The organism is Methylobacterium indicum (assembly GCF_017347565.1).
GTDB classification, from domain to species: Bacteria; Pseudomonadota; Alphaproteobacteria; order Rhizobiales; family Beijerinckiaceae; genus Methylobacterium; species Methylobacterium indicum.
The window spans coordinates 4,932,069-4,947,326 of the sequence record NZ_AP024145.1 but is presented as its reverse complement, the minus strand read 5'-3'; the positions used below and the strand labels follow the sequence as shown (position 1 = coordinate 4,947,326).

General features: G+C 72.5%; 15 protein-coding genes. 6 read left to right on the top strand and 9 right to left on the bottom strand.

What is annotated here, in order from left to right; translation table 11 throughout:
• Window positions 1-33 precede the first annotated feature (33 nt).
• Window positions 34-972, bottom strand: coding sequence for a 2-dehydropantoate 2-reductase (gene panE, locus miv_RS22975; RefSeq protein ID WP_207179083.1), 939 nt, complete (start codon window positions 970-972; stop codon window positions 34-36).
• 117 nt (window positions 973-1,089) lie between these two features.
• Here panE and miv_RS22970 point away from each other — a divergent pair, with 117 nt between their 5' ends.
• Complete coding sequence (locus miv_RS22970; RefSeq protein WP_048426566.1) at window positions 1,090-2,394, top strand: chloride channel protein; 1,305 nt, start codon at window positions 1,090-1,092, stop codon at window positions 2,392-2,394.
• Window positions 2,395-2,761: 367 nt separating this feature from the next.
• Here the strand turns inward: miv_RS22970 and mutL are convergent, their stop codons facing one another.
• Window positions 2,762-4,780 (bottom strand): DNA mismatch repair endonuclease MutL, encoded by a 2,019-nt coding sequence (gene mutL / locus miv_RS22965; RefSeq protein WP_207179081.1) that lies wholly within the window; start codon window positions 4,778-4,780, stop codon window positions 2,762-2,764.
• A gap of 73 nt (window positions 4,781-4,853) precedes the next feature.
• Here mutL and miv_RS22960 point away from each other — a divergent pair, with 73 nt between their 5' ends.
• The 3 genes from miv_RS22960 to miv_RS22950 all read left to right on the top strand — a co-directional run bounded on the left by miv_RS22960 (window position 4,854) and on the right by miv_RS22950 (window position 8,570).
• On the top strand, window positions 4,854-5,417 hold the full coding sequence (locus miv_RS22960) for a GNAT family N-acetyltransferase (protein WP_207179079.1): 564 nt from the start codon (window positions 4,854-4,856) through the stop codon (window positions 5,415-5,417).
• Window positions 5,418-5,494: 77 nt separating this feature from the next.
• Window positions 5,495-7,081, top strand: coding sequence for an outer membrane beta-barrel protein (locus tag miv_RS22955; RefSeq protein ID WP_244748665.1), 1,587 nt, complete (start codon window positions 5,495-5,497; stop codon window positions 7,079-7,081).
• 100 nt (window positions 7,082-7,181) lie between these two features.
• Window positions 7,182-8,570 carry a TAXI family TRAP transporter solute-binding subunit gene (locus miv_RS22950; protein WP_207179075.1) on the top strand — a complete coding sequence of 463 codons (1,389 nt, stop codon included), beginning with the start codon at window positions 7,182-7,184 and terminating at the stop codon, window positions 8,568-8,570.
• A 2-nt stretch (window positions 8,571-8,572) separates the two neighbouring features.
• Here miv_RS22950 and miv_RS22945 read toward each other — a convergent pair whose 3' ends face one another.
• The 7 genes from miv_RS22945 to sdhC all read right to left on the bottom strand — a co-directional run bounded on the left by miv_RS22945 (window position 8,573) and on the right by sdhC (window position 13,467).
• Window positions 8,573-9,187, bottom strand: a complete 615-nt coding sequence (locus miv_RS22945) for an AprI/Inh family metalloprotease inhibitor (RefSeq protein WP_207179074.1) — start codon at window positions 9,185-9,187, stop codon at window positions 8,573-8,575.
• Between the two features lie 172 nt (window positions 9,188-9,359).
• Window positions 9,360-10,142, bottom strand: a complete 783-nt coding sequence (locus miv_RS22940) for a succinate dehydrogenase iron-sulfur subunit (RefSeq protein WP_207179072.1) — start codon at window positions 10,140-10,142, stop codon at window positions 9,360-9,362.
• Between the two features lie 4 nt (window positions 10,143-10,146).
• On the bottom strand, window positions 10,147-10,509 hold the full coding sequence (locus miv_RS22935) for a DUF5615 family PIN-like protein (RefSeq protein ID WP_053220813.1): 363 nt from the start codon (window positions 10,507-10,509) through the stop codon (window positions 10,147-10,149).
• 14 nt (window positions 10,510-10,523) lie between these two features.
• On the bottom strand, window positions 10,524-10,757 hold the full coding sequence (locus tag miv_RS22930; RefSeq protein WP_048432913.1) for a DUF433 domain-containing protein: 234 nt from the start codon (window positions 10,755-10,757) through the stop codon (window positions 10,524-10,526).
• Window positions 10,758-10,789: 32 nt separating this feature from the next.
• The gene (gene sdhA / locus miv_RS22925) at window positions 10,790-12,616 is read right to left on the bottom strand and encodes a succinate dehydrogenase flavoprotein subunit (RefSeq protein WP_207179068.1); all 1,827 of its coding nucleotides are present in this window, start codon (window positions 12,614-12,616) and stop codon (window positions 10,790-10,792) included.
• Window positions 12,617-12,638: 22 nt separating this feature from the next.
• Window positions 12,639-13,040: a succinate dehydrogenase, hydrophobic membrane anchor protein gene (gene sdhD / locus miv_RS22920; RefSeq protein WP_058616991.1), complete on the bottom strand. Its 402-nt coding sequence runs from the start codon at window positions 13,038-13,040 to the stop codon at window positions 12,639-12,641.
• Window positions 13,041-13,056: 16 nt separating this feature from the next.
• Complete coding sequence (gene sdhC / locus miv_RS22915) at window positions 13,057-13,467, bottom strand: succinate dehydrogenase, cytochrome b556 subunit (RefSeq protein ID WP_058616992.1); 411 nt, start codon at window positions 13,465-13,467, stop codon at window positions 13,057-13,059.
• Between the two features lie 308 nt (window positions 13,468-13,775).
• Between sdhC and miv_RS22910 the strand changes: the two genes are divergently transcribed.
• Together miv_RS22910 and mntR are read left to right on the top strand one after the other, a co-directional pair.
• The gene (locus miv_RS22910; protein ID WP_058616993.1) at window positions 13,776-14,666 is read left to right on the top strand and encodes a LysR family transcriptional regulator; all 891 of its coding nucleotides are present in this window, start codon (window positions 13,776-13,778) and stop codon (window positions 14,664-14,666) included.
• 102 nt (window positions 14,667-14,768) lie between these two features.
• Entirely contained in the window at window positions 14,769-15,227 is a 459-nt protein-coding gene (gene mntR / locus miv_RS22905) for a manganese-binding transcriptional regulator MntR (RefSeq protein ID WP_048426556.1), read from the top strand.
• The last annotated feature ends 31 nt before the right edge of the window (window positions 15,228-15,258 follow it).

The following is a 15,258-nucleotide window of genomic DNA, read 5'->3' as shown; positions in this document are numbered from 1 at the left end:
GGTCGCGGCGCGAAACCGGTTTTTCCGGTCCGCTCAACCCCGCTCGCGCCCCCGCCGGCTCTCGTAGGCCTTGAGGTGGGTGTAGGCGGTCGCGAGGGAGGGCCACGCCCCGTCCGGATCCGCCGCGCGGCCGCGGGCGAGGAGGTCGCCGACGATGTGGTCGGCCTCGATCCGGGCGCCCTTCTCGATGTCGCGCAGCATCGAGGCGGTGAAGCCGGAGCCCGCCGCCGTCAGGGTGCCGCGGCTCGTCTCGACGAACTTCTCCCGCGGCGCCTCGCCCGCCGCCTTCGCGATGGACAGGCACTCCTCCAGGAGGCCGAGCATCGCCTCGCGCCCGCCCGGGGCGGCGACGATGTCGCCGATGGGCGCGCGCATCAGGCAGGTGCCGGCGGCGAGCGTCGCGAGGAAGACCCACTTCTCCCACATCTCGAGCAGGATCGTCTCGCTCAGCCGCGCCGTGAAGCCCGCGCCCTCCATCACGGCCGCGACCCGGGCGACGCGCGCGGAGCGCGTCCCGTCCCGCTCGCCGAAGGTGAGCGCGTGCAGCTCGGTCATCTGGACGATCGCGCCCTCGGGCGAGAGCGTCGCCGCGATGGCGCAGGAGCCGCCGAGCACCCGCTCGCGCCCGAACCGGGCGTCGAGGGCGTCGAGATGCGCCATCCCGTTGAGGATCGGCAGCACCATCGTGTCCGGCCCGACCGCCGGGGCGACGTCGTCGAGGGCGCCCGCGAGGTCGTAGGCCTTGCAGCTCAGGAGCACGAGATCGAACGGCCCCGGGATCGCCGCCGCGGTCACGGTCGTCGGCGCATCGATCCGGACATCCCCGAGTGGGCTTCGCACCGAGAGGCCGGCTTCCGCCAGCCGCGCCGCCCGGGCCGGGCGGACCAGGAAGGTCACGTCGCGTCCCGAAGCGGCGAGCCGGGCGCCGAAATACCCGCCGGTCGCCCCGGCTCCCACCACCAGCACCCGCATGCGGCTCCCTCCTGCCTGTTCTGTCGGCGAAGAGCTTCGCATTCCCGGCGGCTTCGTCCAAGGTACCCATCGGTCAAGGTGATGAGGGACACGGCGGTGCGGGGTTTGAGGGGGCGGATGCCCGGGGCGCGGGATCTCGCCGGTGTGTGGGTCCGGCGCGGCCTGTTCGTGGTCGGCGGCATCGCGGTCGGCGGTGCGGCGGTGCTGATGGCCTCGCTCGCGGATGCCGCGCAGGCGGGGTTCCGGGCGGTGCTGGGGATCTCGCCCCTGATCGCCCTCGTCCTCACGCCGTTCGGCTTCGGGCTCGCGGCGCTCCTCGCCCGCACGGTCTTCCCGAACTCGCAAGGCAGCGGCATCCCGCAGGTGATCGCCGCGCGCGACATCGAGGACCCGTCCCTGCGCCATCGCCTGATCTCGCTGCGGGTCGCCGCCGGCAAGATCGTGGTGATGACCCTCGGGCTGTTCTGCGGCGCCTCGACCGGGCGCGAGGGGCCGACGGTGCAGGTCGGCGCGGCCCTGATGGCGGCGGCCGGGCGGTTCGCCCCGGAGCGCCAGCGCGGCCTGCTGCTGGCCGGGGGCGCCGCCGGGGTGGCGGCGGCCTTCAACACGCCGCTCGCCGGCATCGTGTTCGGCATCGAGGAGCTCAGCCGCTCCTACGAGGCCAAGACCTCGAGCCTGATCCTCGGGGCGATCATCGCGGCGGGCCTGACCTCGCTCGCGCTCGTGGGCAACTACACCTATTTCGGCACCACCGGCGATACGCTGCCGCTCGGGCGGGCCTGGGCGGTGGTGCCGGTCTGCGGCGTGCTCGGCGGCCTGTTCGGCGGGCTGTTCAGCCGCATCGTCATCGCGGTCTCCCGCGGGTTGCCGGGCCCGGCCGGGCGGTTCGTCTCGGGCCGGCCGGTGATCTTCGCGGCGCTGTGCGGGCTGGGCGTCGCGCTCTGCGGGCTCCTCACCGACGGGCACATCTACGGCACAGGCTACGAGCAGGCGAAGGCGCTCCTGCACGACACCGCCGAGACCCATGCCTGGTTCGGCCCGGTCAAGTTCGTCGCCACCACGCTGTCGTCGATCAGCGGCATCCCGGGCGGGCTGTTCGCCCCCTCGCTGGCGGTCGGGGCGGGCCTCGGCGCCGAGGTCGCCGGCCTGTTCCAGGGCGTGCCGGTCGGCGCCGTGGTGCTGGTCGGCATGGTGGCCTACCTCACCGGCGTGCTCCAGGCGCCGATCACCTCGTTCGTCATCGTCTCGGAGATGACGGAGAACCACGCCCTGGTGATCCCCCTGATGGTCGCGGCGCTGATCGCCGACGCGACCTCGAAGCTCGTCTGCCGCGAGGGGCTCTACCACGCGCTCGCCGAGCCGATGGTCGAGCGCCTCACCGGGCGCCCGGCCCACGCGCCGCGCGTCGACGGCCCGGCGTGAGGGCGGGACGCCGCGCACGGACCCCCGTGCGCGGTCGCGGTCAGAGCGGCAGAATGCCGAACTCCGCGATGCGGCGGCTGTGCTCGCGCCACAGGCGCCGCATGCCGGCGAGGAAGCCGGTGGTGGCGGGACGGGTCGCGGCGGTCGACGGGGAGGCCATGGGCTCGGCTCCGAAGTGGGAGGGGACGCGGAACTCTTCGGTTCCTGTCCCGACCATGCCCCCGATGTTGCGCTGCAACAAACGATGATCTCGCAACTGCGATATGCGAGAATCGCACGCAACGCGCGCTATTTCGCCGAAACGCCTCCGTCGCATGCATGAGGCGCCGGGTCATGCGTCATCCTGCATGATCGCACGCCACGCCCCTCAGCGCCGGCCGAACAGCCGCTCCACGTCCGACAGCTTCAGCTCGACATAGGTCGGCCGGCCGTGGTTGCACTGGCCGGAGAACGGCGTCGCCTCCATCTCGCGCAGCAGCGCGTTCATCTCCTCCGGCCGCAGGCGCCGGCCGGCCCGGATCGAGCCGTGGCAGCTCATCCGCGACAGGACCGCGTCGAGGCGGCGGGCGAGCGGGTCGGCCCCGCCCTCGATGAGGGCGTCGACCACGTCGGTGAGGAGCGCCCGCAGCGACCCGCCGGCGAGGGCGGCCGGCACCTCCCGCACCAGCACCGCGCCGTGGCCGAAGGGCTCGAGGACGAGGCCGAGATCCTGCAGGGCGTCGGCCGCGTCGGCGAGGCGGTCGGCGTCGGCCGGGTCGAGCTCGACCACGTCGGGGATCAGCAGGATCTGGCGGGCGATGCCGCCGCCCGCCCGCTCGCGCTTCAGCCGCTCGTAGACCAGCCGCTCGTGGGCGGCGTGCTGGTCGACGATGACGATCCCGTCCCGGGTCTGGGCGACGATGTAGGTCTCGTGCAGCTGCGCCCGCGCCGCACCCAAGGGGTGGGCGGTCTCCGCCGCCGGCGCGGGGGCCGCGGCGGGCGCCCGCAGGTCGGCGCTCGGGGCGGCGAGGTCGCCGGAGAACTGCGCCTGGGCCGCCTCGCCAAAGCCGCCGCCCGCCTCAGGCGGTCCCTCGTCGGCGGCCTGAGCGGGCTCGCGCGCCTCCCAGGGCGTCTCCCAGGCCGCCTCCCATGGCGTTTCGTTGGGCGCAGCGCCAAAATCCCGCTCGAAGGCCTCGATCCGGCCCGAGCCCTCCGGCCGCGACGGCGCGGTCTCGTCGCGCCGTGCGAACAGGCTCGCGGGCGCACGGGCCGCCGAGGAGGCCGGCGCTCCTTGTGCCACCCGCCCCTGATGAGCCGGCAGCGGCGTGTGCGCCGGCCGCAGGCTCTCCAGGGTGCGGGCCGCGACCGTGCCGGAGCTGCGCCCGCCCTCCCGGCGCAGGGCCTCGTGGATCGCGCTGACGATCAGCCCGCGCACCAGGCCGGGATCGCGGAAGCGTACCTCGGTCTTGGCCGGGTGGACGTTCACGTCGACGAGGGCCGGATCGCAGGTGAGCGCCAGCGCCAGGACCGGATGACGGTCGGAGGCCATGACGTCGGCATAGGCGCCGCGCACCGCCGAGAGCAGCAGCCGGTCGCGCACCGGCCGGCCGTTGACGACGAAGTGGACATGGGTGGCGGCCGCCCGGTGGAAGGTCGGCAGGCCGACATGGCCGTCGAGGGCGAAGGCCTCGCGCTCGAGACTGAGGGGCGCCGAGTTCGCGCCGAATTCGGGGCCGAGCACCGCGACGAGCCGGCGCAGCCACGAGCCGGGCCCGGATTCGGCCGGGAGCACGAGGCCGGCCGTCGTCGAGCCCTCGCTGCTCAGCGAGAAGCGGATCTGCGGGTGGGCGACCGCGAGGCGGCGCAGGATCTCCCCCACCGCCGTGGCCTCGGCCCGGTCGGATTTCAGGAACTTCAGCCGCGCCGGTGTGGCGGCGAAGAGATCCGTCACCTCGATCCGCGTCCCGGGCTGGCCGGCGGCCGGGCGCACCGCCCCGCGCTCGCCGGCATCGACCACGATCGAGTGGCCGCTCTCCGCGCCGGGCACCCGCGAGGTGATGGCGAGCCGCGCCACCGCGCCGATCGACGGCAGCGCCTCGCCACGAAACCCGAGGGTCTCGATGCGTTCGAGGTCGCCGTCGGGCAGCTTCGAGGTGGCGTGGCGCTCGACCGCGAGCGCCAGGTCGCCCGGGCCCATGCCGCCGCCGTCGTCGACGACCCGGATCAGCCGCCGGCCCCCGGCGGCGATCGTCACCGCGATGCTGGCGGCGCCGGCATCGATCGCGTTCTCGACCAGTTCCTTGACCGCCGAGGCCGGCCGCTCGACCACCTCGCCGGCGGCGATGCGGTCGACGAGCACCGGGTCGAGGCGGCGGACCTGCGGGCGTCCGGGAGGTGAAGCGCTCATGACCGGAATATAAGGGGTCGAGGGCCGCGCCAGAAGGTGCCGGCCGGCGCGGTCCACCGGAGGGAGTGCGGTGATGGAGGAGAGCGAGACGGTCCTGCGGCCTTGCCGGGAGGACGACGTCGCGGCGATCACGGCGATCTACGCCCAGGCGGTCGCGACCGGCCGGGCCTCGTTCGAGATCGACCCGCCGGACGAGGCCGAGATGGCCCGGCGCCGGGCGGCCCTGGTCGAGAGCGGCTACCCCTACCTTGTCGCCGAGCGGGCGGGCGCGGTCGTCGCCTACGCGTATGCGGGACCCTACCGGACCCGGCCGGCCTATCGCGGCACGCTCGAGAACTCGGTCTACGTCCGGCCCGACCAGGCCGGGCGCGGCCTCGGCCGGCGGCTGATGGAGCGTCTGATCGCCGAGGCGACGGAAGCCGGCTTTCGCCAGATGGTGGCGGTGATCGGGGATTCGGCCAACGCCGCCTCGATCGGCCTCCACGCCGCCCTCGGCTTCCGGCATGTCGGGGTACTGACCTCGGTCGGCTGGAAGCACGGCACCTGGCTCGACACCGTTCTGATGCAGCGCGCCCTCGGCCCCGGCGACGGGGCGCCGCCGGATGCCCGAGGCAGGGGGCCGGTTACCGGGGCTTAACCCTGTTCGTTGTACCGCTCTTAACCATGATGGTCCGGCGGCCCCGGCGGGCCCCGGCGGAGCGGAGCGGCAGGCCCGTGGCGGACGAGCGGCGAACACGCGGACAGGCCGGCCCCGGCCTCCCGGCCCTGGCGCTGGCCGCCTCCCTGTCGGCGGCGCTTCCGTCGGCCGCGATCCTGTCGGCCCCGGCCGCGGCCCAGACCGCCACCACCCCGGCGACCGATCCGTCGCTCCCCGGCCCGCTCCCGGGCGGGCAGGATCCCGCCACCTTCGCGCTGCGGGCCGGCCCGGCGCCGCAGGGGCTGTCGCGGACCCCTGCGCGCCCGGGCGCGTCGCGCTTCGGCGCCCGGCCGCGCACGCCGCCGCAGCGGCGCAGCCGCCCGCCCACCACGGCGATCACCCGCCAGGCCACCCAGCAGGGCGTCGCCGACGAGCTGCGCCTGCGCCCGACCGTGCAGGTGCCGGTCTCGGGCCTGCCCGACCTCGCCACCGCGGCGCCGCTCCTGCGCCGCCGCACCATCGATCCCCTCGACCCCTACGGGCCGCTCGGCATCCGGTTCGGCGGCCTCACCCTGTTTCCGGCCCTGCAGCAGAGCGTCGGCTACGACAGCAACCCCGACCGCTCGATCTATCGCCGCAGCTCGATGGCCCTGCTCACCCAGGGCGAGTTGCGCGTCGCGAGCGACTGGTCGTCCCACGAGCTCACCGGGGCGATGCGCTTCGGCTACTTCCTGTACCCGGACAACCGCAACGCCAACCGGCCGGACGGCGACGGCGCGATGCGCCTGCGCCTCGACGTCGCCCGCGACACCAAGGTCGACCTCGAGGGCCGCTACGCCATCTCGACCCAGCGCGCCGGCAGCCCGGACCTCGCCGCCCAGGTCCGCGACCGGCCCCTCGTCGCGGCCTATGGCGGCACCGTCGGGGTGACGCAGGCCTTCAACCGGCTGCAGGTCACGGTGGCGGGCCTCGTCGACCGGCAGACCTTCGAGAACGCCCAGCTCACCGACGGCACGCTGCTGCGCCAGGACGACCGCAACGCCAACCAGTACGGCCTGCGCCTGCGCACCGGCTACGAGATCACCCCCGGCTTCACCCCCTTCGTCGACGCCCTGGTCGACACCCGCATCCACGATTTCGCCGTCGACCAGTCGGGGCTGCGCCGCGATTCCGACGGCGTGACGGTGCGGGGCGGCTCCAGCTTCGAGATCAGCCGGCTCCTCACCGGCGAGGTCTCGGGCGGCTACCTGTCGCGCCACTACGCCGACAGCCGCCTGCGCGACGTCACCGGACCGGTGATCGACGGCACGATGACCTGGGCGGCCACCGCCCTCACCGCCCTGCGCCTCGGCGCCTCGACCAGCGTCAGCGAGACCATCGTGCCGGGGGCGAGCGGCATCCTCACCCGCACCGCCGTCGCCGAGATCACCCACGACCTGCGCCGCAACCTGCGCCTGACCCTCACCGGCACCGTGATCAACAACGACTACCAGGGCACCAGCATCCGCGAGCAGGGCTACAGCGCCGGCGTGAAGCTCGACTATCGCCTCAACCGCTGGCTGGGCTTCCGGGCGAGCTACGCCCGCGAATTGCTGAAGAGCACGGCGGTGGGGTCGAGCTACCACTCGGACACGTATCTGGTGGGAGTGCGGGTCAACCCGTAGGCCCGTCTCACCCTGCGACACGGGCGCCGCGCAACCCGGAGCACCCTCCCCCGGTTTCATCGGATCGGTGCAACCGGTCCGAGGAGGGCGTATCCGCGCGATGACGACGGCGTTCCGGCCCGAGCGGATCTTCCTGGTCACCAGCCTGGTGCTGACCGTGGCCGCGGCGGTCGCGCTGTACCTGCTGCAGGCGACGACGCTCACCATCGCGGTGGCGCCGCGCGACGGCACCGAGCCCGCCCTGATCCGCGCCTACGCGGAGGCGCTGAAGACCGCCCAGAAGGGCGTGCGCCTCAAGATCCTGCCCTTCGACGACGTGCGCGAGAGCGCCAAGGCGCTGGAGGCGGGACAGGCCGACCTCGCGGTGGTGCGACCCGACGTCGACCTGCCGGCGAACGGCCTGACGCTGGCCATCCTGCGCGACCAGGCGATGCTGATCGCCTCGCCGGCGCCGTCCGGCATCACGACCTTCCCGGGCCTCGCCCGCAAGCGCCTCGGCATCGTCGCCCACCGCGACGCCGATCTGTGGCTGCTCAAGAACCTGATGGGCTATTACGGCCTCTCCCTGCAGGAGGGCGGGACGGGGCCCATTCCTGCCGGGCAGGTGCGGCTGGTGCCGATGGCGGAAGAGGACCTCGCCGGTGCCTTCGCGCAGAAGCGCATCGACGCGGTGGTGGCGGTCATCGCGCCGGCCGCCCCGATGGCGCTGCGCCTCGTCGGCACGGTCCAGGCGGCGAGCCGGACCCGCAAGGTCGACTTCGTCGGGGTCGAGGACGGGCCGGCGATCATCGAGCGCCTGCCTCGGCTCCAGGCGGTGACGGTGCCGGCCGGCCTGTTCGGCGGCAGCCCGAAGGTGCCCGAGGAGGAGGTGAAGACCGTCGGCGCGTCCTATCGGCTGATGGCCAAGGCCTCGATGAGCCGCACCGTGGCGGCGGACGTGACCCAGCACCTGTTCGAGCTGCGCTCGCGCCTCTCCGACGCGACGCCGGCGGCCGATTACGTGGCGGCGCCCGCCTACGAGACCACCGCGGAGGCGACGAGCGCCCGGCTGCCGATCCATCCGGGCGCCATCGACTATTACGAGCGCGAGCAGCAGGGCTTCATCGAGCGCTACGGCGACTGGGTCTACCTCCTGGCGGTCCTCGGCGGTGGCTTCGGCTCGGCCTTGGCCTGGCTGCGCCAGCGCCTCAGGCGCCTGCGGCGCGAGCGCATCGACGTGGTGATGGACCGCCTGCTCGAGATCCTGGCCGAGGCGAGGGGGGCGGAGGCCGCCGGCCTCGACGCCCTGACGGGCGAGGTCGATGCGCTTGCCGCCGACGTGGTGCGCTACACCCGCGAGCGCGAGACCGACACCCGCACCATGGCGGCGGTGATGATCGCCATCGAGACGGCGCGCTCGACCATCGCCGATTGCCGACGGATGATCGGCGCGACGGGGGGCGCCGTGGAGCCCCGCCGTCAGGCCTTCCGGCTCAGCGCGGCCGAGTAGTCCTACCGCACCATCGCCAGCGGCGCGCCGGACTTCGACAGGGCGCCGTCCATCGCCCCGCCCGCCGGGCGCAGGCGCGCCGCGACGGTGCCGCCGGGCTGATACAGGTAGACCTCGCCGTCGCGGTAGTCCCAGGCGGTGACCTTGGCGAGGTCCTTGTTGGCGCAGCCCGAGGACGAGGCCTTGTAGAGGTCGAGCGCCGGGGTGCTGGCGAGGTTCACCTTGCAGCTCGCGCCGGTGGCGTCCTTGGCGGTCCAGCCGCCGACCACCGCCGAGCGGCCGCCGGTCGAGACCACCGGGGGCGGCGGCGGCGCGATGGCGGCCTGCTGCTGCACCGGCGGCGGGGGGCTCGGCTCGGCCATGATCGGGCCGGAGGGGTTGGCGACGACGGGAGCGCCGGCGGCGCCCGGCGGCGGGGCGAGCGGCGCCGAGGTGACCGGGCCGGAGGACAGGCCGGGGCCGAGATCCGGCTCCTCGGGCGGCAGCGGCCGGGCGACCCGCGGGGCCGGCCGGGCCGGGGCGCTCAAGGCCGCGGTGTCGAAGCGCGACGAGGAGCAGGCGCCGGCGCTGGCGGCGAGCGCCAGGGCGGCGACGGTGCAGAGGATCTGACGCGGCATCGAGGGGTCCTGCAGGGGCCTGATTTCGAGGTCGTTGGTCCCCGGCAAATACGATCCCGCGAAGGCGGGCACAGGTCTTTCCCCAACGACAAAGGCGCCCGAAGGCGCCTTTTCCAGGGGGTGTGGCCGACAGGACCCAGTCGGCCACACCCGGGCGTGTCGCGCGGGAGGATCAGACCTCGCGGGCCACCATCATCTTCTTGATCTCGGCGATGGCCTTCGCCGGGTTCAGGCCCTTCGGGCAGGTGTTGGCGCAGTTCATGATGGTGTGGCAGCGGTAGAGCCGGAACGGGTCGTGCAGCCCGTCGAGGCGCTCGCCGGTATTCTCGTCGCGGCTGTCGATCAGCCAGCGATAGGCCTGGAGCAGGGCCGCCGGACCGAGGAAGCGGTCGCCGTTCCACCAGTAGCTCGGGCACGAGGTGGTGCAGCAGGCGCACAGGATGCACTCGTAGAGCCCGTCGAGCCGCGCGCGGTCCTCGGGGGTCTGGCGCCACTCCTTCTCGGGCGAGGGCGTCTCGGTCTGCAGCCACGGCTCGATCGCCGCGTGCTGGGCGAAGAACGAGGTCAGGTCGGGAACCAGGTCCTTCAGCACCGGCATGTGCGGCAGCGGATAGATCTTGACTTGGGCAGACTTGCAGTCGTCGATGCCGAGCGTGCAGGCCAGCGTGTTCTGCCCCATGATGTTCATGGCGCAGGAGCCGCAGATGCCCTCGCGGCACGAGCGCCGGAAGGTCAGGGTCGGGTCGATCTTGTTCTTGATCCACAAGAGCGCGTCGAGGACCATCGGGCCGCAATCGTCGCGATCGACGTAGTAGGTGTCGATCCGCGGATTGGCGCCGTCGTCCTCGTTCCAGCGGTAGATCCGGAACTCCTGAACGTTCTTGGCCCCGGCCGGCTTCGGCCAGGTCTTGCCCTCGGTGTACTGGGAGCCTTTGGGGAGGTTGAACTGGGCCATCTGTCTATGCCTGATCGGTGCGGTCGAGCCCGAGGGGACGCAATCGCACCCGTCCGGTCTCGATGGTGAGGAGGGCTCCGGTGAGCAGGTCCGCCCGCGCCCCGTCGATCGCGCGGGCGACGAGGGGGCCGACGCGCCCGGGCAGCGTGGTTCCCGTGCGGAGCTGGATGACGCTCGGTGCGGTCGCGTCCGACCGTGCCAGGGCGATCCCGAAATCGAGATCGGCCGTCATGACGGCGCGGTGGTGACTCCGCGCCCAATCGATGATGTCGGTATCGGGCGCATCCTCCGCACCGACCTCCGACCAGTGGACCGCGTCGTGCCCGAGGCTCGCGAGATAGGGGATCCAGGCGGGCGCGAGGTTCATGTCGATCACGATCCTCACGCCGCCGGCTCGAGAGCGATCTCACGCTCCTGCGCCATCCAGGCTGCGTAGCGAAGAGCCTCGAGGACATCCTCGCGCTCGAGATAGGGATAGGCCGCCAGCAACTCGTCGATGCCGACGCCCTCGCCGAGATTCCCCAGGATCATTGCGACCGTCACCCGCTTGCCGCGGATGCAGGCTTTCCCGGCCATGACGGCCGGGTCGCGGGTGATCCGGGGGAACTCGGTCATCGATCCCTCCAAGCCGGCCGTCGCGTCGGCCTTTAGTACACGCGGGCCTTCGGCTCGATATACGCGATGTCGTTCGACATCGTGTAGGTATGGACCGGCCGGTAATCGATCGCGACCTTGCGGGCGTCGGGATCGAGCCAGGCGAGCGTGTGCTTCATCCACTGCTTGTCGTCGCGGTCCGGGAAGTCCTCGCGGGCGTGGGCCCCGCGCGACTCGGTCCGGTTGGCGGCGGATTCCATGGTGACGACGGCCTGGCCGATCAGGTTGTCGTATTCCAGGGTCTCCAAGAGGTCGGTGTTCCAGACCAGCGAGCGGTCGGTGGTCTTCACGTCGTCGGTGCCGGCCCAGACCTTGTTGATCAGGCCCCTGCCCTCTTCCAGCACCTCGCCGGTGCGGAACACGGCGCAGTTGTTCTGCATCGTCTTCTGCATCTCGAGGCGCAGCTCCGCCGTCGGCGTGCCGCCATTGGCGTAGCGGAAGCGGTCGAGGCGCGAGAGCGCCTTGTCGGCGGAGTCCTTGGGCAGTTCCGGCAGACGGCCGCCCTTCTCCACCGTGTCGGCGCAGCGCAGGCCCGCGGCGCGGCCGAACACCACGAGGTCGATGAGCGAGTTCGAGCCCAGCCGGTTGGCGCCGTGGACCGACACGCAGGCCGCCTCGCCGATCGCCATCAGGCCCGGCACGACGTGGTCGGGGTTGCCGTCCTTCAGGGTCAGCACCTCGCCGTGGAAGTTCGTCGGGATGCCGCCCATGTTGTAGTGGACGGTCGGGATGACCGGGATCGGCTCCTTGGTCACGTCGACGCCCGCGAAGATCTTCGCGCTCTCCGAGATGCCGGGCAGGCGCTCGTGCAGGATCTTCGGGTCGAGGTGGTCGAGGTGCAGGAAGATGTGGTCCTTGTTCTTGCCCACGCCGCGGCCGGCGCGGATCTCCATGGTCATGGAGCGGGAGACCACGTCGCGGGACGCGAGGTCCTTGGCCGAGGGGGCGTAGCGCTCCATGAAGCGCTCACCCTCGGAATTGGTGAGATAGCCGCCCTCGCCGCGCGAGCCTTCCGTGATGAGGCAGCCGGCGCCGTAGATGCCGGTCGGGTGGAACTGGACGAACTCCATGTCCTCGAGCGCCAGGCCCGCCCGCAGCACCATGGCGTTGCCGTCGCCGGTGCAGGTATGGGCCGAGGTCGCCGAGAAATAGGCCCGGCCGTAGCCGCCGGTTGCCAGGATCGTCGTGGCGGCGCGGAAGCGGTGGATCTCGCCGGTCGCCTGGTCGATGGCGATGACGCCGCGGCAGCGGCCCTCCTCGTCCATGATCAGGTCGAGGGCGAAATACTCGATGAAGAAGTTGGTCTGCGCCTTCACGGCCTGGCCGTAGAGGGTGTGCAGCATGGCGTGGCCGGTACGGTCGGCCGCCGCGCAGGTGCGCTGGGCGGTGCCCTTGCCGTAATCGGTGGTCATGCCGCCGAACGGGCGCTGGTAGATCTTGCCTTCGGCGGTGCGCGAGAACGGCACGCCCCAGTGCTCGAGCTCGTAGACCGCGGCCGGGGCGTTGCGCACCAGGTACTCAATGGCGTCCTGGTCGCCGAGCCAGTCCGACCCCTTCACGGTGTCGTACATGTGCCAGCGCCAGTCGTCCGGGCCCATGTTGCCGAGCGAGGCCGAGATGCCGCCCTGGGCCGCCACGGTGTGTGAGCGGGTCGGGAAGACCTTGGTGATGCAGGCGGTGCGCAGGCCCGCCTGCGAGCAGCCGACGGTGGCGCGCAGGCCCGCGCCGCCGGCGCCGACGATCACGACGTCGAAGCTGTGGTCGATGATGGTGTACGCCTTGCCGTTCTGGGCCGGCGCGGCGGAAGCGGTGGAGGCCATGGGCGAGGTTCCCGTTCTGGCGTTACGCGAAGGCCCGCAGGCTCACGCGCACGATGGCGTAGAGGCAGGCGACCGCGACGACGACGCAGTAGAAGTTGTTGGCGATGACCGCGGCGATGCGCAGGCCCTTGTCGTGGACGTAGTCCTCGATGACGATCTGCAGGCCCATCCGCATGTGGTTCGTGACCGAGAGCACGCCAAGGATGAGCAGGATCGCCACCAGCGGGTGCGACACCAGGGCGACCGCCTCCGGGTAGGGCCGGCCGGCCATCAGGGCGACGATCACCACGAAGGCGAGGACGAGGGGCACGTTGGAGACCGCGGTGACGCGGTGCATCCACCACTCGCGGGTGCCGTGATGCGCAGGCCCCAAGCCGCTGATGCGGGCGCGGGCGGTACGGATCGAGGGACGGGTGTCGGCCATCTCGGGGGCGTCCTTCTCAGCGGGCCAGGAGGGCGACGAACCAGATCGCCAGCGTCAGCGCGGTCGAGCCGATCAGGGTGAAGCGGGCCATCGCGATGCGGGTGCCGGGCTCCATGCCGTGGCCGAAATCCCAGACCAGGTGGCGGATGCCGCCGAGCATGTGGTGCATCAGGATCCAGGTGTAGACGAACAGGATCAGCCGCCCGAGGATCGAGCCGAAGAACCACGCCACCGGGCCGTAGGCGCCGGGACCCGCGGCCAGCGCGACCAGCCAGAGGGCCAGCAACGCCGTGCCGCCGTAGAGCGCGACGCCGGTGATGCGGTGGGCCACCGACATCGCCATGGTCCAGGTCCAGCGATAGATCTGGAGATGGGGCGAGAGCGGTCGCACGACCGGTCTGCCGGCGGGGTTGCCGGAGGGGTTCATGGGCCTTGCGGTGTCCGCCATCGTGATCCTCGAAAGATTCCTGGTCTGTACCGGCTCTAAACTGGGTCACCTATCGGCTCCGCCGCGCGAGCGCAACGTGGCCGTCGGTCCACACGCGTGACACAAGCCGCAACCTGTCTCTCTGGAATGCGTCCAGTTCGCAATGCGGTTCTCGTTGACCCAGCCTTCGCGAGCCGCGAAGGCTGGAAGGGCCTCTGGTCATCGTGGGCCCGGGCGCTCTACCTTCGTGGCCGGCGAAACGATCGGTCGGGACCGGCGGACGTCGGATACCCCGGGGAGGTGCGGCCATGCATTTCGATCTCGTCGATCTCAGCCTGTTTCGCCACGTCGTCGAGGCGGGGTCGATCACCCACGGGGCGAACCGGGCGAACCTCGCGCTCGCCGCGGCGAGCCACCGCATCCGCAGCATGGAGGCCTCGCTCGGCGCCTCCCTGCTCGTCCGGGCCCGTCTCGGCGTCACCCCGACCCCGGCCGGGCGCACGCTGCTGGCCCATGCCCGCCAGATCCTCGGCAACGTCGAGCGGCTGCAGGGCGACCTCGCCGCCTTCGCGGGCGGGGCGGCGGGCCAGATCCGGGTCCTGTCGAACACCAACGCGCTGACCGAGTTCCTGCCCGAGGTGCTGTCGGCCTACCTCGCCCGGCATCCGGGGGTGAGCGTCGACATCGAGGAGCGGCTCTCCGACGAGATCGTCGGCCTCGTGGCCGAGGGCGCGGCGGATCTCGGCCTCGTCGCCGGCACGGTCGAGACCGGCAGCCTCGAGACCTACCCGTTCCGCCGCGACCGCTTCGTGCTGGTGGTGGCCCAGGGCCATCCGCTGGCCGCGCGGCCCTCCGTGCCATTCGCCGAGGTGCTCGGCCACGATCTCGTCGGGCTCGACCGGGCGAGCGCGCTCACCCGCTTCCTCGCCGCCAAGGCCGGCCGCAGCGGCCAGCCCCTGCGGCTGCGGGTGCAGCTGCGCGGCTTCGATGCGGTCTGCCGCCTGGTCGAGTGCGGGGTCGGCCTCGGCATCGTGCCCGAGACGACCGCGCGCCGGGCCGCCCGCACCATGGCGATCGCGCCGGTGGCGCTCGACGACCCCTGGGCGGTGCGCGACCTGACGATCTGCGTGCGGGACCTCGCCGCACTCCCCCCGTTCGCGCAGGATTTCGTCGCCGACCTGCGTCTGCCCGAGGGATGAGGCCGCCGGGGATCGCGAACGGCAGGGCCCTGCACACCCGGCCCGTCCTCGGGTAAGACTGCGTCACCCCGAACCGACGAACGAGGCGGACGACCCCACCCCATGCAGGACACCGACCGCCCGCACGAGCCCGCCGCCCTGGTCGATGCCGAGGCGCATTCCGCCGGCTTCCGGCAGGTGCGCGAGGCGCGCCGGCTCGAGCTGGTCGAGGATTACGTCGAGCTGATCGCCGACCTGATCGGCGACGGCGGTGAGGCGCGCCAGGTCGACATCGCGGCCCGGCTGGGCGTCGCCCAGCCGACGGTGGCCAAGATGCTCAAGCGCCTGGCCGAGGACGGCCTGGTGCAGCAGCGGCCCTATCGCGGGGTCTTCCTCACCGAGGCCGGCCGGACGCTGGCCGCGGAGGCGCGGGAGCGCCACCGCATCGTCGAGTCGTTCCTGCTGGCGCTGGGCGTCAGCCCCGACGTGGCGCGCTGCGACGCGGAAGGCATCGAGCACCATGTCAGCCGGGAGACCCTGGAGGCGTTCCGCCGCTTCACCGCCGCCAGGACCGATGCCTGACACTCCGACGCCTGATCCAGGCATCGGAGGT